We start from the raw sequence: 21,359 nt of genomic DNA, 5'->3' as shown, positions 1-21,359 counted from the left end.
CCAGCCTCCACCAGTGAAGGGATGTGCGGGCCGGTCGGTCGCGCCGTGCGCGCGTTCGCCGAGCGGTCGCGGATGGATGGGATCGCGTGGACGGGATCGGGTGAGTGATCGAGCGGATGGGATGGGCGCGGGCCGGCGGCGGGCCGGCCGGCCCGTGCGTATCGGTGGGGAAGGCGGTCCGCGGGTGCGGCCGGAGCGCCGCCCGCCGGGGTCGGGGGCGGGCGGCGCCGGGCCGCTGCGCGGTGCCGGGGCTAGCTCGCCCAGGGCTCCTCGATCGCCCAGGTGGCGTCCTCGTCGAAGAGCTGCGCGGTCTCGTAGGGCTCGGGTCCGCCGACACCGGCGAGCCAGAGCTCGGAGTCGTAGTGGCGCAGGTACTGGTCGGGGAAGTTGTAGGAGCGCAGCGAGACCCCCGAGCCGGAGAGGCCGGGCTCGGCGCACCAGGTGGCGTCCTCGCGGAAGAGCTCGGAGCCGTCGGACGCCTCGCGCCGTACCCGGGAGGCGCGGTGGCGCAGGTACTCGTCGGGGTAGTTCGCGGACTCGAGGGAGTAGCACGTGTCGTCGGCCAGGCCGGGCACGATCCGCCACGTCGCGTCCTGCTTGAGCAGGTCGGAGCTGGACTCCTCGACCACCTCGGTGAACCCGAGCGCGTCCTGGTGCCGGATGTAGCGGTTGTCGTAGCCGGGAGTGGTGACACGCAGCGAGTGCTCACCGGTCGGCAGGTCGGCCGGCTCGATGACCGGGCGGCCGGCGATCAGATCCTCGTGCGCGGCGCGTATCCGGTCCTCGTCGACCTTGATCTGCTGCCGGTCGTAGGTCCACAGGCCGTTGAGCTCGTTCTCCACGTCGGTGATCTCGGTGTAGATCGCCGCGGAGATCCCGTTGGTGCGCTCCAGCCGCTGGAGCCCCGCTGTCAGTCCGACGTAGCGCGAGGTCAGCGACGCGCTGTCGGAGACCATCTCATAGCCGAACCCGTCGCCGGGGCTCCACTCGTGGCCCTCGACCCGCAGGCCCAGGCCGCCGTACTCGCCCAGCACCGAGGCGCGGGACGCGGTGGCGGGCGTGGGATCGCCGGGACCGACGTAGATATGGGAGTCGACGACGTCGCCGTTGCCGGTGTCGTACCAGCCGGAAGCGCCGGTGACCAGGCGCGACGGGTCCATCCGCTTCACCTCGTCGGCGATGCGGGCGCCGTCGTACTGCCCCCAGCCCTCGTTGAAGGGGATCCACTGCGTGATCGAGGGGAAGCTGCGGTGCTGGTCGACCATCTCCCGCAGTTCGTGCTCGTAGCGGTCCTTGGCCGCCTCGTCGGGGCTGTGGGCCATGGAGGGCATGTCCTGCCAGACCAGCATGCCCATGCGGTCGGCCCAGTAGTACCAGCGGTCGGGCTCGACCTTGACGTGCTTGCGGATGGTGTTGAACCCGAGGTCCTTGGCCGCCTTGATGTCGGACCTCAGGGCCTCGTCGGTGGGCGCGGTGGAGATCCCGTCGGGCCAGTAGCCCTGGTCGAGCGGGCCCATCTGGAAGACGTACTCGCCGTTGAGGACCATCCGCCGCGTGCCGTCGACCATCTCGGTGCCCACGGAGCGCATACCGGCGTAGCTCTCGACCCGGTCGCGGACCTTGGAGCCGCGCTTGAGCTCGACGTCGACGTCGTAGAGGAACGGGTCGTCGGGCGACCACAGGCGCGCGTCGGGCACCGGCACCTCGATCTTCGTGCCGGGTTTCCCGCGCGCCCTGCCCACGACGTTCTGGCCGTCGCGGACGGTCACCTGCGCGGTCACCCCGCCCCCGCCCGCGGTGTGCACCACGGCGTCCAGCTTCTCGCCCGCGACGTCGGGGGTGAGGTCGACGCGGGTGGTGTGCGCCGGCGCGACCGGCTCCATCCACACGGTCTGCCAGATCCCGGAGTAGGAGGTGTAGAAGATCCCGCCGGGGTCGTTGCGCTGCTTGCCGACCGCCTGCTGGCCCGAGTCGGTGGGGTCGTGCACCCCGACGATGATCTCGTTGCCCTCGCCGCGGCGCAGCGCGTCGGTGATGTCGAAGGTGAACCGGTCGTAGCCGCCGCGGTGGGCGCCGACCCTGGTGCCGTTGACCCACACTTCGGCTTTGTAGTCCACGGCGTCGAAGTTCAGCTTGACGTGCCGGCCCTTCCAGGAGTCGGGCACGGTGAAGGTGCGGCGGTACCACATGCGGTCGGTGTCCTCGGCGATGCCGGAGAGCGCCGACTCCACGGGGTAGGGGACGAGGATGGTGCGGTCGAGGGACTCGCCGAAGGGCGGCTTCTCGCCCTCCTGGGCGGGAGCCCACTCCCACTCGCCGTTGAGGTTGCGCCACTCCTCGCGCACCATCTGCGGGCGCGGGTACTCGGGCAGCGCGTTGTCCGCCGAGACGTCGTCGGTCCAGGGGGTGGTCAGCGGGGGCTCCTGCGGCTCCCATTCGGCCGCCTGTGCGGGGGAGGCCAGGGTGAGCGGCATGAGCAGTGCGGCGGCGGCCGCTACCAGCGCGGTCAGCGGGGAGCGGCGGCGCCCGCCGCGCAAGCGGGGGCGGGGTTCGTCGGACGGGGACGGGGGATCGAGGTCAAGGGGGAAGCGTCTCATCCGAAGCCTCCGGGTATGGGGGGTTCGGTCGAGCGGGCGCCGGCAGGTCCGCTGACCGAGGTCCCGTGGTTTTACAACGTGGGAAACCCGGTTCCATCCATGATGAGAGCACAGTCACACGTGGCTGTCCAGACCCCGATTCATCGCCGTGCGCAGTCCGCGGAAGTCCCACCGCAGTGCGCTCGATTCACAGACATGCGGTGAGCAGCGCCCATGTACGGGGTCGTCTCCGGTGTTGTATAACGATGGAAAAGTCAGTATCGACACCGGGCACCGAGCACCGGGAAGCGCCGAGCGGGCCGAGGGCCCAGTCGGCCCGTAGGTCGGTAAGCGCCTTCATCCGGCGCCGCGCCGTGCCGATCGCTCCGCAGGGGCGGAGTAGCGCACGGATGGGAGCGGGGCAGGCGCGCGTGCGAAGGAGACGCTGTGAACATCAGCCTCAAGGACGTGGCCGCACGCGCGGGCGTGTCGGTCAAGACGGTGTCGAACGTGGTCAACGGCTACCGGCACGTCACGCCGGCCACCCGGCAGCGGGTGCAGCAGGTCATCGACGAACTGGGCTACCGGCCCAACCTCACGGCGCGCCACCTGCGCAAGGGGCGCACCGGGATCATCGCCCTCGCACTGCCCGAGCTGGGCAACCCCTACTTCGCTGAGCTGGCCGACGCCGTGATCAGCTACGCGGCCGGCCTGGACTACATCGTGCTGCTGGACCACACCAACGGGCGCCGCGACCAGGAGGTCCTCTTCGCCCAAGGCTTTCGGGCGCGGCTGATCGACGGGCTCATCCTCAGCCCGATCGAGCTGGAGAACGAGGACCTGCTCGCGCGCGGGAACGACGCGCCCCTGGTGCTGCTGGGCGAGCGCGAGTACGAGGCGCCCCACGACCACATCGCCATCGACAACGTCGCCGCGGCGCGCACCGCCACCCGGCACCTGCTCGACCTGGGCCGGCGCCGGGTGGCCTTCCTCGGCGCCCGCCACGGACGGGTGCGCCGGGTCGCGCACCTGCGCCTGCGCGGCTGGCGCGCGGCGATCGCGGAGTCGCCCGGTGCGGCGGCCGGCGACGAGCTGGTCGCCGCCACCGACGGCTACACGCGCGGAGACGGAGCCCAGGCGATGGCCCGCCTCCTCGACTCGGGCGTCGCCCCCGACGCCGTGTTCTGCTACAACGACCTGATCGCCATCGGCGCGATGCGTACACTCATCGAGCGGGGCCTGCGGGTTCCCGAGGACGTCGCGGTGGTGGGCTTCGACGACATAGACGACGGCCGCTACTGCTCGACCAGCCTGACCACCATCGCCCCGCACAAGCAGGCGATCGCCCAGGCGGCGGTGGACGCGCTGCTGGCCCGTCTCGACGGGGGCGACGAGGCCGCGCAGGCCGATCCCCGCTACATCCGCCCGGGGTTCGCCCTCATCCGCCGCGAGAGCACGCTGGGCCGCCCCTAGAGTCCGGCCGACCGCGGGTAGGGGTACCACTACGCGAATCCGGGGCGTCGCCACCATCGCGGCGGAACCGGCGCCGCCCCTAGTGTTCCGGCTATGCCCGACCTCTTTGCGATCAGCCCTCCGGCCCCCCGAACCGCCGGGTCCGGCGCCGGCCGAACGCACCAGCCGGAAACGGCCGTCCAGCGTGGTTGACGCCATCAACGAGATCGTCTCCGGTGCCATGGCTTCGCCGTGGGCGCTGTTGGCGATCTTCCTCGTATGCGTCCTGGACGCCTTCTTTCCCGTGGTCCCCAGCGAGACGACGGTCATCGCCGCCGGGTCGCTGGCCGCCTCCGGCGATACCGACCTCGCCGCCGCGATCGCCGTGGCGGCGGCGGGCGCGTTCGTCGGCGACCACGTCTCCTACGTGATCGGGCGCCTGCTGGGCACCCGCGCCACCGCTCGCCTGCTTCCGGGCAAGCGGGGCCGCGCGGCCCGCGAATGGGCGGCCGGCGCGCTTCGGCAGCGCGGCGGGCTGATGATCGTGGCGCTGCGCTTCGTCCCGGGAGGGCGCACCGCGACGACGCTCACCGCCGGAACTCTGGAGTACCCCCTCGCCCGGTTCAGCGCGTTCGCCGCGCTCGCCGCCGTGCTGTGGGCCCTGTACTCGGGCTTGATCGGATTCGCCGCCAGCGAGACCTTCGAGGGCAACCATTTGCTCGCGGTCACGATCGGCGTGGGATTCTCCGCCGGTATCGGCATAGTCACCGAAGCCGTGCGCTTCGCCGTACGCCGGCGCCGCCGGGCGGCCGAGCCCGTCGCCGCTACGGCGCCCCCGGCCGCAGCGGCCGGTCCCGAGGTCGCGAACAAGGCTCAGTGAACGCCGGCACGCCATCCGGCCCCGCGCGAGGCGGGTCGTTGCGCCCGCGGCCGGGCGGTGCGGCCGCCGCATACGGCTCGCCCGCGCACGGTCGTCGCCCGCGGCGGTGTCCGGGGGGCGACCGAGGGCCGGCGAGGTCTCCGGAGGGCGTCCAGGCCGCAGAGCGCTGCGGACACGGCGGCTACCGGCCGAGCGCGCGCACCGCGTGCACCGTGCGTGCCAGAGCGCCGACGGCTCCGAGGACGGCTTCGGCCGCGCCGGTGGCACACAGCTGGGGGAACGAGACGGTCCACGCGCCCGGAGCGGGTCCGCGGCCGCGCCGGGAGCGGCGCGGCGGTCCAGGCGTGGCGCCCTCGCGTGCGCTGCGCGCCCCCGGTGCGTCCGGGTTCCGGTCGGTGCGGCGCGGTTCCGGCTCGGGCCGGTCGGACGAGAACGCAGCGGAGGACTGAGGGGCGGCGTGCCAGGGCCCGGCTCCGGGCGGCGGGGCCGCGTGGCGAGGGCCCGCCGGGGTCGGCGCCGGGGGGATGTCGGCGAAGATCTCCGGACGCGTACCGGCGAGGCGGCGGATCAGGGAGGCGAGTGCCGCGTTCTGGGCGGCGTCGAGCGCCTCCGGGTCGGCGTGGGGCCCCTCCGGCGACGGAGAGGCGGATGCCTGCCGGCCGGCACCGGGAGGTGTGGTGCGGTGACCGTAGGTGGCGCCTGCGGACATTGCTGTGCCTTTCGGAACACGGGAGAGGGAGCCGCCGGGTACCGCCGTGCGGCGGAGTCGAAAAGGACGGGGGTAGCGGAGTCCGGGGGGTTCGAGGGTTCCGGACGGTGGCCCGTTCCGTTGCGGGGACCCGCGATCCGGGGAAGGTCCCGTCGGTGGTGCGAGTTTATCCGCGTGCACCCGGCGAATTCCGGGATACCGGTTTTCGCGGCCGATCGGATTTGCCGTTCGCCGGGTCTCTGCAGGTCGATGCGGGCACAGCTAGGAATTCTGCGGGTGCACCCGCCGGCCGGACCGGGGATTTCAGGCGATAACCGGAGAAACGCGTCGGTGGTCGCGAAACGGCTCTTCCGGCGCGTGCGGTGCTGTTGTGATCACCGGGCGCAGCGAATTCCCGGGCCACATCCCCCGCGCTGCGTCGGATCGGTGCGGGCCCACGCCCGTCGGCTCATGGCCGTGCGGAGCGTCGCGCGGCGCCTCCGCCCGCAGGGGCACTCCGGCCGACGTCCCGGCCGCCCGCGCCGGCGACCGCCTCCCGGGCGGTCTCGACGATCGCGGCCAGCCGGGCGTGGTGCGCGCCCGGCCAGTAGACGCGCCCGCACTCGCGGCAGCGGGCGAAGTCCGCGTAGGTACGGCGGGTCCCCGGTTCCAGCAGGTGCTCGACCGCCTCCTTCGTCGCGGGAACCAGCGGGCCGTTGCAGGCGGTGCAGCGGCTCCACGGCGCAAGCGGCGGTGCGAAGCGGTCCAGCACGTCGCGCAGTTGGTCGTCGGGACCGTGTCCGCGGACGAAGGCCGCGGCCTCCAGCGCGCGTCGGTGCAGCAGCCGGCGGTCCTGGGTCAGCAGCGCGCGCCGCTGCCGGTTGGCCATCGCGACCAGGGTGTCGTCGTCGAGGTCGTTGCCGTAGGCGGTGTCCACGCCGACCAGGCGCAGGCGCCGGGCGAGCGCGCCGAGGTGGACGTCGAGCAGGAAGCGCGGAGGACTGGCCGGCAGCCGCTGCGGGCGCTCGACCGGCAGGACGTCCGCGGTCTGTCCGGGCCCGGGGCGGTGGCCCGGACCGACGGGGCACCCGTCGGCGAGCAGGCCGCCCACCTCGGTCAGCGGTACCCCGGTCGACTGGACCAGGTGGCCGAGGGTCGCCGTGGGGTCGCGGTCCACGCGGACCTCGGCGCTCCGGTGGCGGGACGGGAGCAGGAACCGCAGCCCGTCCGCGAACCGCACGAGCACCTGAGGCCGGTCGTCGCGCGCCATGCTCCCAGGATGCCAGGCCGGCGTCCGACCCCCTGAGCCCCGCGCGCGGAACCGCAGGTGACGCCGCTGCACGCCTCTGACCTGGAGAGTTGCGGAATCCTGAGAGAACTCACATGATTCTGTAAGAATTCACATAAAGTCCCGGTAACGCCTTGTTTGTAACGAGGGGGTCACGACACCATGGAGGTACTCGGGCTACCTCCCACCGGGTGCGGCCCTCTGTTCCCGTCACGAAACGCATACCGTGTCAGCTGAAACACGCTCCGCGTCCACCGTATCCACTCCCGCCGCGGCGCCTCCCGCAGGCTCGGAACGCCGGTTCCTGCCGGAGGTGCAGGGGCTGCGCGCCGTGGCGGTGGGGCTGGTGCTCGTCTACCACCTCGACCACGACCTGCTGCCCGGCGGCTATGTGGGCGTGGACGTGTTCTTCGTGATCTCGGGGTTCCTGATCACCTCGCTGCTGCTGCGCGAGGCGCGCACCGAGGGGCGGGTGTCGCTGGGGCGGTTCTACATCCGCCGGATCCGGCGCATCCTGCCCGCAGCGAGCGTGGTACTGGCGACCACCGGGCTGGCGGCGTTCTGGCTGCTGCCGGAGCCGCGGCTGGCCGAGACCGCCGAGGAGCTGGCGGCCAGCGCCCTGTACGTGGAGAACCTGTTCCTGGCCGACAAGTCGGTGGACTACCTGGCGGCCGAGAGTGCGGCCAGCCCGGTGCAGCACTTCTGGTCGCTGGCGGTGGAGGAGCAGTTCTACCTGCTGTGGCCGCTGCTGTTCGTGGCCTGGGCGGCGGGCGGCCCGCTGTGGGGGCGCCGGCGGGCGATCCTGGCGGTCACGGCCGGGGTGTTCGCGGTGTCGCTGGGGTTCTCAGCGGTGCTGACCGCCTCCGACGCCCAGTCGGCGTACTTCCTGCCGCAAACGCGGATGTGGGAACTGGCCGCGGGCGGCGTGCTGGCGGTCGCCGCCGCGCGCATCTCGTGGCCGGCGGCGGCGCGCTGGGTGCTGGGGTGGGCCGGTCTGGCCGCGATCGGCTATGCGGCGCTGAACTACAACGACCAGACGCCGTTCCCGGGGCTGGCGGCGCTGGTGCCGGTCGCGGGGGCGGTGGCGGTGATCGCCGCCGGGCAGAACGGCGAGCGCTGGTCCACCTACGCGCTGCTGGCCGGCCGTCCGGCGCGCTTCGGCGGCGACCTTTCCTATTCGCTGTACCTGTGGCACTGGCCGGTGATCGTGTTCGCGCTGGTGATGACGGGCTCGTCGGAGCTGGAGCCGCTGTATGCGGGGCTGGCGGCGGTGGTCTCGGTGCTGCTGGCCTGGGCCACGAAGGTGGCCGTCGAGGACCCCGTGCGCCGGTGGGGGCTGCTGCGCTCGGGCAGGCACGCGGCGGCCTTCGCGGTGGCGGCCGCGGTGGTGGTCGGCCTGATCGGCGCCGGTCAGGCTGCGCGGTACACGTGGCTGCAGAACGCGGAGTTCGATCCGGTGCAGCATGTGGGGCCGGCGGCGCTGGGCACGTCGGAGCCGGCGGGATCGGGTGATGCGCCGCTGTATCCCTCGCCGGTGGCCGCGGGTGACGACCTTCCCGACGTCTGGGCCCGATGCCAGGCCGATCCCGGGGCCGTGAAGCTGCAGTCGTGCGTCTACGGCCCCGACGACGCCGATACCACCGTCGCTCTGGTGGGCGACTCCCACGCGGCACAATGGGCGCCCGCGCTGCGCAGGATCGCCGAGGAGCGCGACTGGCGGCTGCACGTCTACGCCAAGTCCTCGTGCTCCTTTACCCTCACCACGTTGGGGCGCGACGGCAAGGCGTACAGCGAGTGCACCGAGTGGAACGAGGCCCTCTTCGACGAGCTGACGGGTGAGGTCGAACCCGACATCCTTTTCACCACCTCCAGCGCCAACAACGAGGCGGCCTCGGCGGCGACGCAGTCCGAGGGCGCCGTCGACATCGCCGCCGGCATGAACCGGCTGTGGGGGCCGCTCGAGGACGCCGGAACCGACGTCGTCGCCATCCGCGACACCCCCCGCATGGCAACGCGCCTGCCCGAGTGCGTGGCGCTGCACAGCGAGGACCTGTCGAAGTGCGAGAGGTCGGCCGAGGACGCCTTCTCCAACGAGGACCCGCAGCTGCTCGCCGCCGAGAACGACGCCGACGCCGACGTCGTCGACCTCACCGACGAGTTCTGCATCGGCGACACCTGCCTCCCGGTGATCGGCAACGTCCTGGTCTACCGCGACAGCAACCACATCACCGCCACCTACTCCGAGCTGCTCGCCCCCAAGCTCTCGCAGGCACTCGACGGAGTCCTCCCGGCCCCCTGACCCCCGCCACCCCGCCCGGCAACCGGATCCGGAGGCGGCCGAGGCGGCCGCCGCGGTGGCGGGACGCGAGGGGGAGAGCCCGGGGGATCGCGCCGGAGCCGAACGAGGGCGCTGTCCGGCGCGAACCGCAGGTCGGGGGTGGGGCCCGCATGTCCCGAGCCGGTCGGGAGAAAACCGGTGGACTCCCGCGGAGTGCGGAGGTTGAATCGTTCCGCGCGCTCCGCACCCGGACGCGCGGCCCGCGGCGCGGGCCTTCCCAGCCGGAGCGAAGGGAACATGACGCCAGCCAAGCTGCACGCCGGTGAACCCGACATCGACGACGACCTCGTCCACCGGATGGTCGCCCGGCGCTTTCCCCGGTGGGCGGGCCTTCCCGTCGCGCGGGTGGAGTCGTCCGGGACGGAGAACGCGATGTTCCGGCTGGGTACGGACATGGCCGTGCGCCTGCCGCGCCGGGAAGGGGCGGCGGACGCGGTCGGCCTTGAGCAGCGGTGGCTGCCCTACCTGGCCGAGCACCTGCCGACAGCGGTACCCGTCCCCCTCGGAATGGGGGCGCCGACAGCGGGCTTCCCGTGGAACTGGTCGGTCCTGCGCTGGCTGGACGGCGAGAACCCCACTGTCGACGGCCTCGCGCGAGCGGGCGCGGAGGCGGACCGCGGCACGGCCGCCCCTACCGGCACGGGCGCCGCCGACCCCGTGCGCCTGGCCGAGGACCTGGCGGCCTTCATCACCGCGCTGCGCTCCGTCCCGACCGCCGGCGCTCCGGAGTCCGGCCGCGGGGGACCGCTGGCCGAGCGGGACCGCGAGACGCGCGCGGCGATCGACGCCCTGCACGGCACCGTCGACACCCGCGCGGCCACCGCGGTCTGGGAGGCCGCCCTGCGCCTGCCCGACCCCGCCGGTGCGTCCGCGTGGCTGCACGGTGACCTCTCGCCGGGCAACGTCCTGGTGCGGGAGGGCCGGCTTGCCGCCGTCATCGACTTCGGCGGTGTCGGGGTCGGCGACCCTGCGGCCGACCTGATCCCCGCCTGGAATCTCCTGCCCGCCGGTGCCCGCGAGCCGTTCCGCCGCGCGGTCGGCGCCGACAGGACCGCCTGGCAGAGGGCCCGTGCCTGGGCGCTGTCCATCGCCCTAATTCAGCTCCCCTACTACCGCGCCACCAACCCGCCCCTCGCGGCCAACTCCCGCCACGTCATCGGCGAGGTCCTGGCCGAGTACGCCGCCGGCGCGTGAGGGGTGCGTCCGGACGCCACTACGACGCGGCGGGCGGAGAGGGGCGGCCGTAGGTCATGCGGCGCAGGAGCCACTCCGCGGGGCCGCCGCGGAGCCCGGCACGCCGCATGGCGTCGGCGAGCAGGACCGTGGCCAGCCATACCCCGGCACCCAGGGCGACCGCACCGGTGTCGTTCCACCCGGGCCCGAGGCCCAGAGCGTAGGTCGGGACCAGCACGGCCCAGGCCGCCGACTGGAGCAGGTAGCAGGTCATCGAACGCTGCCCGGTGGCCGCCAGCGCTGTGACGACGGGGCCGCGCCGAGCGCCGGAGCGGTTGTCCAGCCAGTGGGCGGCCAGCGCGATGAGGGCGGCGTAGCCGAACCCCGCCGCGTAGCCGGTGAGCAGGTGCAGCCAGAAGACCGCGGTTGCGGTGACCGGGCCGACGTGCCACACCTCGACGTTGATCAGGGCCTGCGGCGCACCGCCGGCGACCCCCGCCGCGATCCCCCAGGCGGCGGCGCGCCGCAGCAGGGGCAGGTGGTCCTGCGGCCGCTCCAGCAGGCGGCGGCGTCCGGCCCACACGCCTACGAGGAACGGGAACACCGAGATGGCGACCATCAGCGGCAGGAAGAACGGCAGCACGGCAAGGCGCATGAGCGCGTCCGACAGCCAGGTGACCTCGGCCCCGGCGTTCTCCGAGGCGGCCGCGAAGAGCTGCGTGGACACCAGGGCGTAGGCCAGGGTGCCCGCCGCCATCCAGGCGGCGGCGTGGACGAGCAGCCGCCGGTCGCCCATTCCCATGGCCGCGGTGAACACCAGGGCGATCAGGCCGTAGGCGGCGATGATGTCGCCGTAGAACAGCAGGCCGGTGTGCGCGACGCCGATGGCCACCAGCGCGAGCCCGCGCCGGCGCAGCAGGCGGCGGACCCACGGCCACTCGCGTCCCTCGGCTGTTCTCCGGCGGTGGATCTGCGCGAGCCCGTATCCGAAGAGGGCGGCGAACATGGGGTAGCCGCGGTTCTCGGCGAAGAGCGCCATCACGGCGGTGACGCCGATGTCGGCCGGGCCCTCCAGAGAGAATCCGCCCGCGCCCGCGACCTGCCGGAACAGGTGCGCGTGTACGGTCGCGATGATGAGGAGCATGACGCCCCGGGCCAAGTCGGGGGCGAGCGAGCGCTGCCCGGCGGGCAGCGCTCCGGGGGCCGACGGCGATTCGCCGCGGGCGGTGTGGGACATCGACCGGTCCTCGCAGGTGAGGGGAACAGCAAGCTACGCTTGCGTATCTAATTACAAGAATAAGCTACGCGAGCGTTGCTAGTGGGGGTGGCGGAGTGAGTGACCGGATCCGGACAGGCGACGCCGGAGAGCCGCAGCGCGCCCGGCGGCGCCGCGGGGCGGAGTTGGAGGAGGCCGTCTACACGGCCGCCCTGGAGGAGACCGCCGAGCTCGGCTTGGCGCGCGTCACCATGGAAGGCATCGCCCGCCGGGCCGACACGGCCAAGACCTCGCTGTATCGGCGCTGGTCGTCGCCGGAGGACATCGTGCTCCGCGCGCTGTACCGGGCCTATCCGGTGGAGCAGCCCTCGCCGGGCGCCGACGATCTGCGCGGCGACCTCGTCGCGGCGCTCACCCTGATGCGCGACGGCCTGATGCAGCCGCTCTACGGGCGGGTGATGTCGTCACTCCTCAGCGAAGCCCAGCGCCGTCCCGACCTGCACGAACGCCTGTATGCAGAGGTCTTCGACGCCCGCGGCAGCCGCTTTACCCGCACTGTGCTGCGGCACTACGCCGACAACGGGCAGATCGACCCGGCCCGGCTCACCCCCGTTGTGGTGGACATCGGCGAGGCTTTGATGCTCAAGTACGGCATCGACTCGATGGAGGTGCCCGGCGACGACTACATCGCCGCCATCGTCGACCAGGCCATCCTCCCCGCGGTCGGCCGCGGCCCCGACGCGCGGGACGAAGACCGGCGGGGCCGCCTTGAGTAGCCGCTGGGTTGTCAGTCGGCGCCCATGGCCATGGCGGCGTCCGATGGTTCCCGTCAACTGGGAGGACGGCGCCATGGCCGACTGGTCGGAACGAGTGATCACGATCGTCGGCGAGTCGCCTGAATCGGACGGCTGTGGGGATTTTCCAGCCGGCTCGTGATCACGCCGCTTAGGAATGGGGTCGGCGACGGAGAGTCGATCAAGGATGCTGGGCCCGAAGCGTCGCCGCAGTAAAGCCGGTGGCGGCCAGGACTGGACGGCGGACGTTCTCCTCGGTGCTGGGGTTGTTGCCGCCCGAATTTTCGCCACCGGGCCGATGGCCATGCGTGACAGGTCGACGCACGTCAAGCCGAGATGATGGTTGCAGAAAGGCTGGAGGGAGTGGGTTAGTCAAACTGAGTGATGAAGGTGCCGGCTCCGTCGGCATAGTGTTCTGCGTAGATGGCGTTGTTCGGATACACCGAGACGCGTACGTTGCCGACATGGCCGGGGTTGGCCGTCTTCCAGGAGGTCCATGCATAACCTCCGATGCTGTGGTAGTAGACCCTGACCTTCATCGTGGATCCGCAATTGCCGACGGTGTGGGTCTGGGCTGAATGCTTGGTGATGTAGCCGTAGGCCTTTCCGCCGTAGCCGGAGCACGGCCGTCTTTCCGTCGAATCAGCCGAGGCCGGGCTGGCAAATGCTAGTGCGCTGATTGCGGTCAGTGCGCCGACAAGAACGGTTTTGGCTCGCGAGCGGCGTGCCAGCATGGAATCGCTCCCATTGGTCCACTTGGTGTTGTGACGAATCGAACGTAACATGGGGGCATTGGCGTCGCTATCCCCCTGGATGATTGAGTGCGATGCCTGGGAAGGCCATGGACACAACGGAGCGTGTCGCGGAGTCCTGTCGGCGAATGAAGACCGGACACCTTCCGGACAGCATTCATGATCGCTCCCGTCCGGCCTACTCGTGGGAGCACATGGAGGCGGCGAACGCCTTCAGGCCGGGCGCCGAAGCAGCCAGGCCCAGAAACCGCGGCGCGGATGGCGCGCCTTGATGCTGCCGGACTTCACCGTGCCGCTGACCCGCAGCCCGGGTGCGCCGGCCGCAGGCGGCCCTTTCACCTTGTTCACGACGGTGCCGCTGGAGGCCGACGCGTCGTCCAGATTCACCCACCAGCCGTGCGGTACCACCAGTACGACCGAACCCGACTTCGCGTAGGCCTCGACGGCGACCTCGCGGTGCGGGCACTCGGCCGCCGTGAAGTCGAGCTTGACCGTTCCGGACGTGCACTCGACCGTGATCCGCTCCGGCACCTGCCAGTAGCCGTCCCGCTTCAGGCTGCCGCTCGTGGTCTCCAGCACCAGCGGAGGCGCCTCGACGCCGGATCGGGGCTGCGCGGGCTCGGACGGCAGATCGGCGGTGAGCGGTTCCAGATCGGCCCGGGTCTTGGCCGCGTACACGGCGGTGAGGCGCTCGTCCAGTTCGGCGAGCTCAAGGCGGCCCACGGCCACCGCCTCACGCAACCGTTCAGCGGCGGCGTCGCGATCGGCGTCGGCGATTCGCAGAGCCGGCGCCGGTCTCTCCTGTGCATCGCTCACGTCCGGCTCCCAACCCGTTCGAGTCGCGCCCTCTACCGCCTTATGAGCATACGACCCGCCGGCCGACGCTCGCGGGTCGCCGGCGGAGCGGGGCGCAACGGCGCCTTCGGTCCCGCGGCGGCGGATCGGCGGTACGCGGCACCGGCTAGGCCCCGCTCTCGGCGCGGTCGCGCGACCGGACCCAGGCGGTGAACGCCTCCACGGCGTTGACCACCGCCTCGAAGCGCAGGGAGTGGACGATGTCGAACGCGTGCTGGGCGCCGGGAAGCTCCGCGTAGACGACCGGCTCGGCCGAGACCCCGCGCAGCGCGGCCGTGAACCCGCGGGCGCCCTCCACCGGCACGACGGTGTCCCGGTCGCCGTGTACGGCGAAGAACGGGGGCGCGCCGGTGTGCAGGTGGTCGGCGGGCGAGGTGGGCGGGTCGGCCGCGGCGCCCGGCCGGGCGTAGTAGCGGCCGTAGTAGCCGTACAGCGAGACCGCGGCGGTCACCGAGGTGTCGGCGTCCTCGAACCCGGGCTGGAACGCGGCCTCGCCCGGCGTCAGCGCAGCGATCGCCGCCAGGTGGCCGCCGGCGGAGCTGCCCGCGGCGACCAGCACCGACGGGTCGGCGCCGTAGCCGGGGCCGTGCTCGCGCGCCCACGCGATCGCCTTCTTGAAGTCGGCCACGTGCTCGTCGAAGCCAGCATGCGGCCGCAGCCGGTAGTTCGCGCTGACGCAGACCCACCCCCGGCTCGCCAGGCGGTAGAGCAGCGGGCGCCCCTCGCGGTCCTTGCGGCCGCTGAAGTAGCCGCCGCCGTGCGCGTAGACCAGCACCGGGCCGCCCGCCGGCCGCGAGCGGTGGCGGTAGACGTCCAGCCGGTGGCGCTTTCCGGCGTCGCCATAGGCGATGTCGGCGATGCGCTCGACGTCGCGGCGGCGCACCAGGAACGGGCGGAGCAGGATGCGCGCATAGGGCGGGCGGCGCCGCAGCCCCGCGGCCAAGTCCTCCCGGACCGCGGACCGCCAGTCCGCGCCGAGGCCGTCGTCCAGCGCGCGCTCCAGTACCCGGCGAGCGCGCGTCCCCCTGCGCACGATCACCGCGAGGCCGACGGCGGTCAACCCCGCCAGGGCGGCCACCGTCCAGGCGGCGGCACTGCGGAGGTCGCCCTGGGCCCAGGCCAGCCCGGTCGAGGCGAGCAGGCAGTACAGGGCGAAGACGGGCATCTCGTTGATCACCAGTCCCAGCCGGAAGCTCACCGCGTCCCACGGGGGCGGACGGCGCAGGGGAGCCAGCGCGAAGGCGGTGCACACCGCGACGATCGCGACGGACACGAGGTAGCCGTAGGGCAGGTAGCCGAAGGGCATGGTCACCCCCGAGTGCGGCCGGTCGGCGGGCCGGCCCCGGGGGACCGGCGGTGTTCGGCACTCATGGACGGCGCGCCGTGGGTGCCAGAACGAGGATGACCACGACGCCCACGACCAGGTGCATCCCCAGGAGCACGACCATGCTCGCGGTGTCGGCGGCGGAGACCACCGGTCCCGCCAGCGACAGCAGCAGCACCGCGGCCGCAACGGAGGTCCAGATCGGTCCCGGCCGTCGCGTCAACCGCTCCAGCACCGCGAGCAGCGCCCAGCCGGCCAGCCCCATCATCAGGGCCGAGGCGCCGATGGACACGGGACCGATGGGACCGACGGTCCCCGCCCGGTCGCCCGCGACCTCGATCCCCGCGATCGGGACCGCCACCGCCCACACCGCCAGTGCCGCGACGGCCGCCCCGACCCCCGCCAGTACGCGGCGCAGGAGGCGGCCGCCGCCCGCGGGGGCGGTGTTCTCAGAGGCGTGTGCGGCCTCGGATCGACTGGTCATCCCTCTGTCTCCTTCCGCCCGCCGGGGACGCCTGTCCCGCGGGCCGGACTGCTGTGCGGCGGGGCCGCCGGCTGCGCCGCCGTCCCACCCGGACCTTTGCAGACTCCCAAGGGGGCCGGTGCCTGCGCATCGGGCGGGCGAACATCCTCGCCTCGACTCCCGACGGGAGCACCCCCTACTTCGGTCGGTGTCGGCCGCGCGGCCCCGGCGGTTAGCCTTGCCCGGTGAACGAGGAGGTCATCGCCGCTTCGGCGACCGAACCCGAAGTCCCGGCGGCGCGCAGGCGGCGCGCCGCGGTCGGCGTAACCGCGGTGTCGGCCGTCCTGGTCGCCCTGACGATCTGGGCCCGCCACGGTGCGCAGCCCGACGCCGCGACGCTGACCCTGGACATCGCTGTCGGCGCGCTCGGGTGCGCGCTCACGCCGCTTCTCATGTGGCGCCCGGTGACCGGCGCGCTGGGATTGGCGGTGCTGGCGGCGCTGTCACCGGCGGTGACGCCTCCGGCCACGCTCGCGGTGCTGCAGGTCGCGCAGCGGCGGCGGCTGCCGGTCGCCGTCGCGGTCGCCGCGACGGGCGTCGCCGCGCACGCCGTTCAAGGATTGTGGCAGCCCAACAGCGGGCTCTCCTACGGCTGGTGGCTGGTGCTGATCACCGCGGGGTACGGCGGGCTGGTCGGCTGGGGCGCTCTGGCCCGGGCCCACCGCGCCCTGGTCATGTCCCTGCGGGAGCGGGCCCGGCGGGCCGAGACCGAGCAGGGCCGGCGGGTGGCCGAGGCTCGCATGGCCGAGCGCACCCGCATCGCGCGCGAGATGCACGACGTGCTCGCCCACCGGCTGTCGCTGCTGGCCACCTACGCCGGCGCGCTGGAGTACCGCCCCGACTCGCCGCCCGAGCGCCTCGCCCAGGCTGCGGGGGTGGTCCGCACGGGAGTGCACCAGGCGCTGGAGGAGCTGCGGGAGGTCATCCTGGTGCTGCGCGACGAGGACGCGGCCGAGGAGGCCGCACGTGTCGCCGGCCGCAGCCCGGTGCTGGCCGACGTCCCCGCACTCGTCGAGGAGTCGCGCGGCGCCGGGGTCCGTGCGCGGCTGCGCGACGAGGCGGCCGACCCCGAGAACCTGCCCGCCGCTGTCAGCCGGACCGCCTACCGCGTGGTCCAGGAAGGGCTGACCAACGCCCGCAAGCACGCGCCGGGGCGGCCGGTCGAGGTGGAGCTGAGCGGGCGTCCGGGAGAAGGGCTCGCGGTGACGGTGACCAACCCGGTCGGGGGAGCGGACGACGGGAGCGGTGCGGACGGCGCGAACGGCGCGAACGGCGCCGACGGTGGTGCCGGAGCTGCCGGTGCGACCGGTGCGACCGGTGTGACCGGTCACTCGGACGCTCGGGCGGTCGGCGGCGGGCGCGGCGCCGCGCCCGCGGAGGCGCAGCGTGCCGCGGCGCAGGCAGCGGCGGCGGTGGGCAGCGGGACGGGTTTGGTGGGCCTGACCGAGCGCGTGCACCTCGCCGGGGGCGTGCTCGACCACGGCCTCCACGGCGACCGGTTCCGCCTGCACGCCCGGTTACCATGGCCCGCATGAGTCGTGCGCTGCGGATCCTCATCGTCGACGACGACGCCCTGGTCCGCGGTGGGCTGTCGATGATGCTCGACGGTGTCGACGGCATCTCCGTGGCGGGCGAGGCGGCCGACGGCGACGAGGTCGCGGCCGCCGTCGACAGGCACACGCCCGACGTGGTGCTGATGGACCTGTGCATGAAGCGGGTCGACGGCATAGCCGCCACCCGCAAGGTGCGCGCGCGGCCGCACGCGCCCGAGGTCATCGTGCTGACCACCTTCGACAGCGACGAGAACATCCTGCACGCCCTGCGCGCCGGAGCGGGCGGGTTCCTGCTCAAGGACACCGCGCCGCCGGAGATCGTCGACGCGATCCGCAAGGTGGCCGTCGGCGACCCGATCCTCTCTCCCCGCATCACCCGACGCCTGATGGACCGCGCCGCAACCCAGGCGGGCACCTACGAGCAGGCCCGCGCATCGCTGGAAACCCTGAGCCCGCGCGAACACGAGGTGGTGGTGGCGGTCTCGGAGGGCCGCTCCAACGCCGAGATCGCGGCCCGCCTCTACATGAGCGTCCCGACGGTCAAGGCCCACATATCCAGCATCCTCACCAAACTCACCCTCGACAACCGCACCCAGATAGCTCTCCTGGCCCACGACGCGGGGTTGGCGTAGGGAAAGCCGAAGGCCGTGATCACAAGGGCGCGCAACCATTACGCCGCGTCGAGTAGAGAACGGACTTCGGGAACATCGGCGAACTCCGTGAGCCGTGCCAGCACCACGCGCGACCGCTCGGCCGTCCGTTCGCTCGCGACCTCAGTGGACAGTGAGAGCATCCGCGACGCCGTCTCGGCGGCTGCTTCAGGCTCCCGGGCATCGGCGTAGGCGACGGCGAGCCACGACAGGTAGAGGGCGAGTTCACGTGCATGCGTGGCGTCGTAGCGCTGCAGGGCGTCGTGCAGCAGGGGCACGGCGCGCAGCGGGCGGCGTAGTTCGGTGTAGACCCGCGCGTCCATGACTTTGAGCTCGTCGTCCGTCACCCAATAGGCCCACTCGGGAGCGGGGAATTCAGGTGCCTCGGTGAGCGCGTGGTGGGCGGCGTCCAGGGTGCGCATGGCTTCTTTAACCTCGCCGATCGCAGCGTGCGCCCACGCAACCCGATCGAAGAACAGCGCACGCGTCTTGGGGTGAGCGTTCGGGCCTGCTTGGTCCAGAGCGGCGCGGGCCAGCGCGAGCCCGTCTTGCTGGCGTGCGGTGTTGGTCCACTGGTATGCGAGAGAACCGGCGACGTTGGCGACCAGAACCATGTCGGCCGCTTCCTGGGCGGCCGCCATGCCGATGCGGTACGTGGACTCGGCGCGTGTGTGCTCACCTGCGTCGGACTCGATCCAGCCGACGATCTGGGCCAACTCCCCGATCGCTACCAGCAGCGAACGGCCGACTTCGTCGCTGTGGGTTCCCTCGCGGTAGATCCGCAGCGCGGCCGACATTTCTCGCCGCGCGGGGGCGATCAGGTCACCACCGGCCAGAACGTCGTCAGCTAGGCGAAGCGCATGCACGCGCGCGGTGAGGTCTCGCGCCGCACCGGCACCGATCCGACGTCCATCCGGATCGTCGATGTGCGCCAGCGGATCGCCATCGGGCATCAGAGCGCTGAGCGTCGCCGCGGGATCAAGGGTCGTATCGGAGGATTCGCGCTCCACAGTGGCACGTTCCAACTGATTTCGGGGTATTTCGAGTGAATTCGCCAGATAAGGAAGCCAGAAACAAGGGATTCGGCGCCCGGCTTCCCAGCGGTAGACCTCCTGTCGGGTGACAGTCGTTCGTCCCGAGACCTCGCACAGCACCTCGGCCAACCGGGCTTGGGACCAGCCGCGTTCCCGTCGGGCACGGCGGATCATCTCGCCGAATGTCGTTGAAGACATGGGTCCAGTCTGGCCTACAAATTGGCCCACAGGTAGGCCGATCCGCTAATCCACAAGCGGAGAGAAGCTGGCGGATGAAAATGACCCCCGCGACGCGTGCGAGGCGTCCGGGGGCGCGGCCGCCAGCTAACTAGGAGCTGATGACATGAGGCAGAGTAGCCGTCAACGCACGACGTCCGCGAGGTGGGGGCGTTCGCCCGAGCACACCGCCGCCCATGCGGCTGCCGCCAACCTCCAGGCCCGTCACCCGGGCTCTGTGATCTGGTTCGGCGAGATCTCGCACCGGTACTACGTCATGGACCCCGCCGGTCTCCATGAGTTCCCTGACACGGACGCCGTCCGGGTGTACCTCTGGGGCGGCCTTGGGCGTCGACGGCTCCACGCCGAGGACCGCGCAGTCCGCTTCGGGGACGGCCTCGACGACCTCCGCAGTGACCTCAGCGGTCCACTGCGCGCGCTTGTCGCAGTCCGTCCGGACGCGCGCCCCATTCCCGCACCCATGGCGGGGGCGAGGTGAGCCCCGTGGGCACGCGCGACACCGATGACGTGCTCCTCGCCATGCTGAAGGCCCGCTACGGCGACCAGTGGAATATTCGCCGCACCGAACACCTGTGGCTCGCCACAGCCGAGGACCCGGATACCGACAACGCTCCCACCATCGTGCAACCCGACGTCGAGACGTTCGTCCGCGAGTTGGAGGATCCACCGGCCCGAGCAGGCCGCCCGTCGCTGCTTTCGTCGTCGTGGGTCGCGTCCCATTTCGACAAAGCCGGCGACGGCGCCTACGTCTCGCGTGCGTCTCCGAGGCTGTAACCGGCCCTCCCATCCGGTTGCCGGTACCGTCACGCCGCCCCTTGCAGCCGAGTCGCCCCCGGATCCGCCCGACCGCCCGCTGAGGTGGATCCGGGGTCACCCGTCGATGTATCGCCTGATCTGCCGGGCGATCGCCTGCGCCAGTCCGACCGGTACGGCGTTGCCGATCTGTCGGGCGACCTCGGTCTTTGTGCCGCACCACACGAAATCCGGGGGGAAGTCCTGGAGCAGCGCTGCTTCGAGGTGCGTGATCGGGCGGTTCACCCGATGCCCGTCACCGGGTTCCCACTGTGGGTGGAGATACTGCCCCTTCTCCGGCTTGAAGAACTCGGTGCGAATGGTCAGGGACGGGTGATCCCACCGCATGCGTCCCATGACATCCGTCGTACCCGTGGTCTTGTTGCGCCAGCAGTTGGGCTTGAGATTCTCGGGCAGATTGAAACGGCCCCCGCCGGGAGGGATGTGATCGTAGCGCTTCTTCGAGAGCTGCGTCGGGTTGCGTCCAATGTGCAGGTCCAGCCACTTGAACTCCCCTGGAAGCGGCATTCCGAAGCGTTTCGTCGCGGTGTCGGGCAGCAGGGTGGTGGACGGCCACTCGGGGAGCTCGCCGATGCGTTCGCGTACGGTGCGCCACGGCAGGACCCGGTCGTCGAGCTGAGGCGTGCGCGAGTGGGTGGGTTCAGGCAGGGGGACTGTGCCGATCCGGGAACCGATGACTATTGTGCGGGGGCGCCGCTGCGGGACGCCGTAGTCGGCGGCGTTCAACAGTCCATAGGAGAGCGTGTAGTCCTTCAGCAGGCCGTCTTCGGCCTCGGAGACCAAGAGCTCGAACTCGCTGCTCCGCATGAACCGATCCACGTTCTCGATGACAAAGATCTTGGGTCGGGCGTTGCGGACCACGCGGATGTACTGCTTCCAGAGCTTGTTGCGGGGATCGTCGACGTCCCTGCTGCCGAGGTTGGAGAACCCCTGGCAGGGGGGACCGCCGATGACCACGTCGACCTCGGGAATCGCCTCGTCGGGCAGGGCCTCGATGTCTCCCGAGAAGTCTCCGGACTCGGCCGCGTTGAAAACGTGGTCCTCACCGAAGTTAGCGGCGTAGGTCGCGGCCGCATGCAGATTGTGCTCGACCGCAAGCCGAGAGTGGAACCCCTCCTCGGAGAAGCCCGCGGACATGCCGCCACATCCCGCGAACAGGTCTATCAAGGTCGTCGTCACGGGACGATCGTACGTGTCTGCGAATCGATAAGCA

The 21,359-nt window shown here is 72.0% G+C and carries 17 protein-coding genes; 8 read left to right on the top strand and 9 right to left on the bottom strand.

Features of this window, described 5'->3' with window-relative positions:
* Nucleotides 1–251: 251 nt before the first annotated feature.
* Nucleotides 252–2,597 carry an AbfB domain-containing protein gene (locus ABD284_RS04060; RefSeq protein ID WP_344140990.1) on the bottom strand — a complete coding sequence of 782 codons (2,346 nt, stop codon included), beginning with the start codon at nucleotides 2,595–2,597 and terminating at the stop codon, nucleotides 252–254.
* Nucleotides 2,598–3,023: 426 nt separating this feature from the next.
* Here ABD284_RS04060 and ABD284_RS04055 point away from each other — a divergent pair, with 426 nt between their 5' ends.
* Together ABD284_RS04055 and ABD284_RS04050 are read left to right on the top strand one after the other, a co-directional pair.
* A complete protein-coding gene (locus tag ABD284_RS04055) occupies nucleotides 3,024–4,049 on the top strand; it encodes a LacI family DNA-binding transcriptional regulator (RefSeq protein ID WP_344140988.1) in 1,026 nt (341 codons plus the stop codon).
* Nucleotides 4,050–4,233: 184 nt separating this feature from the next.
* Nucleotides 4,234–4,908, top strand: a complete 675-nt coding sequence (locus tag ABD284_RS04050) for a DedA family protein (protein ID WP_344140987.1) — start codon at nucleotides 4,234–4,236, stop codon at nucleotides 4,906–4,908.
* A 1,157-nt stretch (nucleotides 4,909–6,065) separates the two neighbouring features.
* Here ABD284_RS04050 and ABD284_RS04045 read toward each other — a convergent pair.
* Nucleotides 6,066–6,866, bottom strand: a complete 801-nt coding sequence (locus tag ABD284_RS04045; protein ID WP_344140986.1) for a Mut7-C RNAse domain-containing protein — start codon at nucleotides 6,864–6,866, stop codon at nucleotides 6,066–6,068.
* A gap of 244 nt (nucleotides 6,867–7,110) precedes the next feature.
* Here ABD284_RS04045 and ABD284_RS04040 point away from each other — a divergent pair, with 244 nt between their 5' ends.
* Together ABD284_RS04040 and ABD284_RS04035 are read left to right on the top strand one after the other, a co-directional pair.
* Nucleotides 7,111–9,183, top strand: a complete 2,073-nt coding sequence (locus ABD284_RS04040; RefSeq protein ID WP_344140984.1) for an acyltransferase family protein — start codon at nucleotides 7,111–7,113, stop codon at nucleotides 9,181–9,183.
* Nucleotides 9,184–9,459: 276 nt separating this feature from the next.
* Nucleotides 9,460–10,416 (top strand): aminoglycoside phosphotransferase family protein, encoded by a 957-nt coding sequence (locus ABD284_RS04035; protein WP_344140983.1) that lies wholly within the window; start codon nucleotides 9,460–9,462, stop codon nucleotides 10,414–10,416.
* Between the two features lie 19 nt (nucleotides 10,417–10,435).
* On the opposite strand, the gene ABD284_RS04030 is transcribed toward ABD284_RS04035, so the two are convergent.
* Nucleotides 10,436–11,632, bottom strand: a complete 1,197-nt coding sequence (locus tag ABD284_RS04030) for a DUF418 domain-containing protein (protein WP_344140982.1) — start codon at nucleotides 11,630–11,632, stop codon at nucleotides 10,436–10,438.
* Nucleotides 11,633–11,727: 95 nt separating this feature from the next.
* On the opposite strand from ABD284_RS04030, the gene ABD284_RS04025 reads away from it, so the two are divergent.
* Complete coding sequence (locus ABD284_RS04025) at nucleotides 11,728–12,387, top strand: TetR/AcrR family transcriptional regulator (RefSeq protein WP_344140981.1); 660 nt, start codon at nucleotides 11,728–11,730, stop codon at nucleotides 12,385–12,387.
* 386 nt (nucleotides 12,388–12,773) lie between these two features.
* Here ABD284_RS04025 and ABD284_RS04020 read toward each other — a convergent pair whose 3' ends face one another.
* The 4 genes from ABD284_RS04020 to ABD284_RS04005 form a co-directional block, all read right to left on the bottom strand.
* On the bottom strand, nucleotides 12,774–13,139 hold the full coding sequence (locus tag ABD284_RS04020; protein WP_344140980.1) for a hypothetical protein: 366 nt from the start codon (nucleotides 13,137–13,139) through the stop codon (nucleotides 12,774–12,776).
* 231 nt (nucleotides 13,140–13,370) lie between these two features.
* Nucleotides 13,371–13,973: a DUF1707 domain-containing protein gene (locus ABD284_RS04015; RefSeq protein WP_344140979.1), complete on the bottom strand. Its 603-nt coding sequence runs from the start codon at nucleotides 13,971–13,973 to the stop codon at nucleotides 13,371–13,373.
* Nucleotides 13,974–14,118: 145 nt separating this feature from the next.
* A complete protein-coding gene (locus ABD284_RS04010) occupies nucleotides 14,119–15,318 on the bottom strand; it encodes an alpha/beta hydrolase (RefSeq protein ID WP_344140978.1) in 1,200 nt (399 codons plus the stop codon).
* A 61-nt stretch (nucleotides 15,319–15,379) separates the two neighbouring features.
* Complete coding sequence (locus ABD284_RS04005) at nucleotides 15,380–15,820, bottom strand: DUF6069 family protein (protein WP_344140976.1); 441 nt, start codon at nucleotides 15,818–15,820, stop codon at nucleotides 15,380–15,382.
* A 224-nt stretch (nucleotides 15,821–16,044) separates the two neighbouring features.
* On the opposite strand from ABD284_RS04005, the gene ABD284_RS04000 reads away from it, so the two are divergent.
* Together ABD284_RS04000 and ABD284_RS03995 are read left to right on the top strand one after the other, a co-directional pair.
* On the top strand, nucleotides 16,045–17,394 hold the full coding sequence (locus ABD284_RS04000; RefSeq protein ID WP_344140975.1) for a sensor histidine kinase: 1,350 nt from the start codon (nucleotides 16,045–16,047) through the stop codon (nucleotides 17,392–17,394).
* The gene (locus tag ABD284_RS03995; protein WP_344140974.1) at nucleotides 17,382–18,044 is read left to right on the top strand and encodes a response regulator; all 663 of its coding nucleotides are present in this window, start codon (nucleotides 17,382–17,384) and stop codon (nucleotides 18,042–18,044) included. Before ABD284_RS04000 ends, ABD284_RS03995 begins: the two co-directional genes overlap by 13 nt.
* Nucleotides 18,045–18,082: 38 nt before the next feature.
* Here ABD284_RS03995 and ABD284_RS03990 read toward each other — a convergent pair whose 3' ends face one another.
* Nucleotides 18,083–19,294, bottom strand: a complete 1,212-nt coding sequence (locus ABD284_RS03990) for an NsdA family TPR-like regulatory protein (protein WP_344140973.1) — start codon at nucleotides 19,292–19,294, stop codon at nucleotides 18,083–18,085.
* Nucleotides 19,295–19,816: 522 nt separating this feature from the next.
* On the opposite strand from ABD284_RS03990, the gene ABD284_RS03985 reads away from it, so the two are divergent.
* Nucleotides 19,817–20,107 carry a hypothetical protein gene (locus ABD284_RS03985; protein ID WP_344140972.1) on the top strand — a complete coding sequence of 97 codons (291 nt, stop codon included), beginning with the start codon at nucleotides 19,817–19,819 and terminating at the stop codon, nucleotides 20,105–20,107.
* Between the two features lie 96 nt (nucleotides 20,108–20,203).
* Here ABD284_RS03985 and ABD284_RS03980 read toward each other — a convergent pair whose 3' ends face one another.
* Complete coding sequence (locus ABD284_RS03980; RefSeq protein ID WP_344140970.1) at nucleotides 20,204–21,325, bottom strand: DNA cytosine methyltransferase; 1,122 nt, start codon at nucleotides 21,323–21,325, stop codon at nucleotides 20,204–20,206.
* Nucleotides 21,326–21,359 lie beyond the last annotated feature (34 nt).

Origin of the sequence: Streptomonospora arabica (assembly GCF_039531585.1) — a bacterium.
GTDB classification, from domain to species: Bacteria; Actinomycetota; Actinomycetes; order Streptosporangiales; family Streptosporangiaceae; genus Streptomonospora; species Streptomonospora halophila.
Note: the sequence above shows the minus strand (reverse complement) of the source record. Positions and strands in the feature narration are given on the sequence as shown.

Bases quoted from the DNA above. Each gene is read 5' to 3' on its own strand.
- ABD284_RS04060 (WP_344140990.1), bottom strand. From the start codon at position 2,597: ATGAGACGCTTCCCCCTTGACCTCGATCCCCCGTCCCCGTCCGACGAA.
- ABD284_RS04045 (WP_344140986.1), bottom strand. From the start codon at position 6,866: ATGGCGCGCGACGACCGGCCTCAGGTGCTCGTGCGGTTCGCGGACGGG.
- ABD284_RS04035 (WP_344140983.1), top strand. From the start codon at position 9,460: ATGACGCCAGCCAAGCTGCACGCCGGTGAACCCGACATCGACGACGAC.
- ABD284_RS04030 (WP_344140982.1), bottom strand. From the start codon at position 11,632: ATGTCCCACACCGCCCGCGGCGAATCGCCGTCGGCCCCCGGAGCGCTG.
- ABD284_RS04020 (WP_344140980.1), bottom strand. From the start codon at position 13,139: ATGCTGGCACGCCGCTCGCGAGCCAAAACCGTTCTTGTCGGCGCACTG.
- ABD284_RS04010 (WP_344140978.1), bottom strand. From the start codon at position 15,318: ATGCCCTTCGGCTACCTGCCCTACGGCTACCTCGTGTCCGTCGCGATC.
- ABD284_RS04005 (WP_344140976.1), bottom strand. From the start codon at position 15,820: ATGACCAGTCGATCCGAGGCCGCACACGCCTCTGAGAACACCGCCCCC.
- ABD284_RS03995 (WP_344140974.1), top strand. From the start codon at position 17,382: ATGGCCCGCATGAGTCGTGCGCTGCGGATCCTCATCGTCGACGACGAC.
- ABD284_RS03990 (WP_344140973.1), bottom strand. From the start codon at position 19,294: ATGTCTTCAACGACATTCGGCGAGATGATCCGCCGTGCCCGACGGGAA.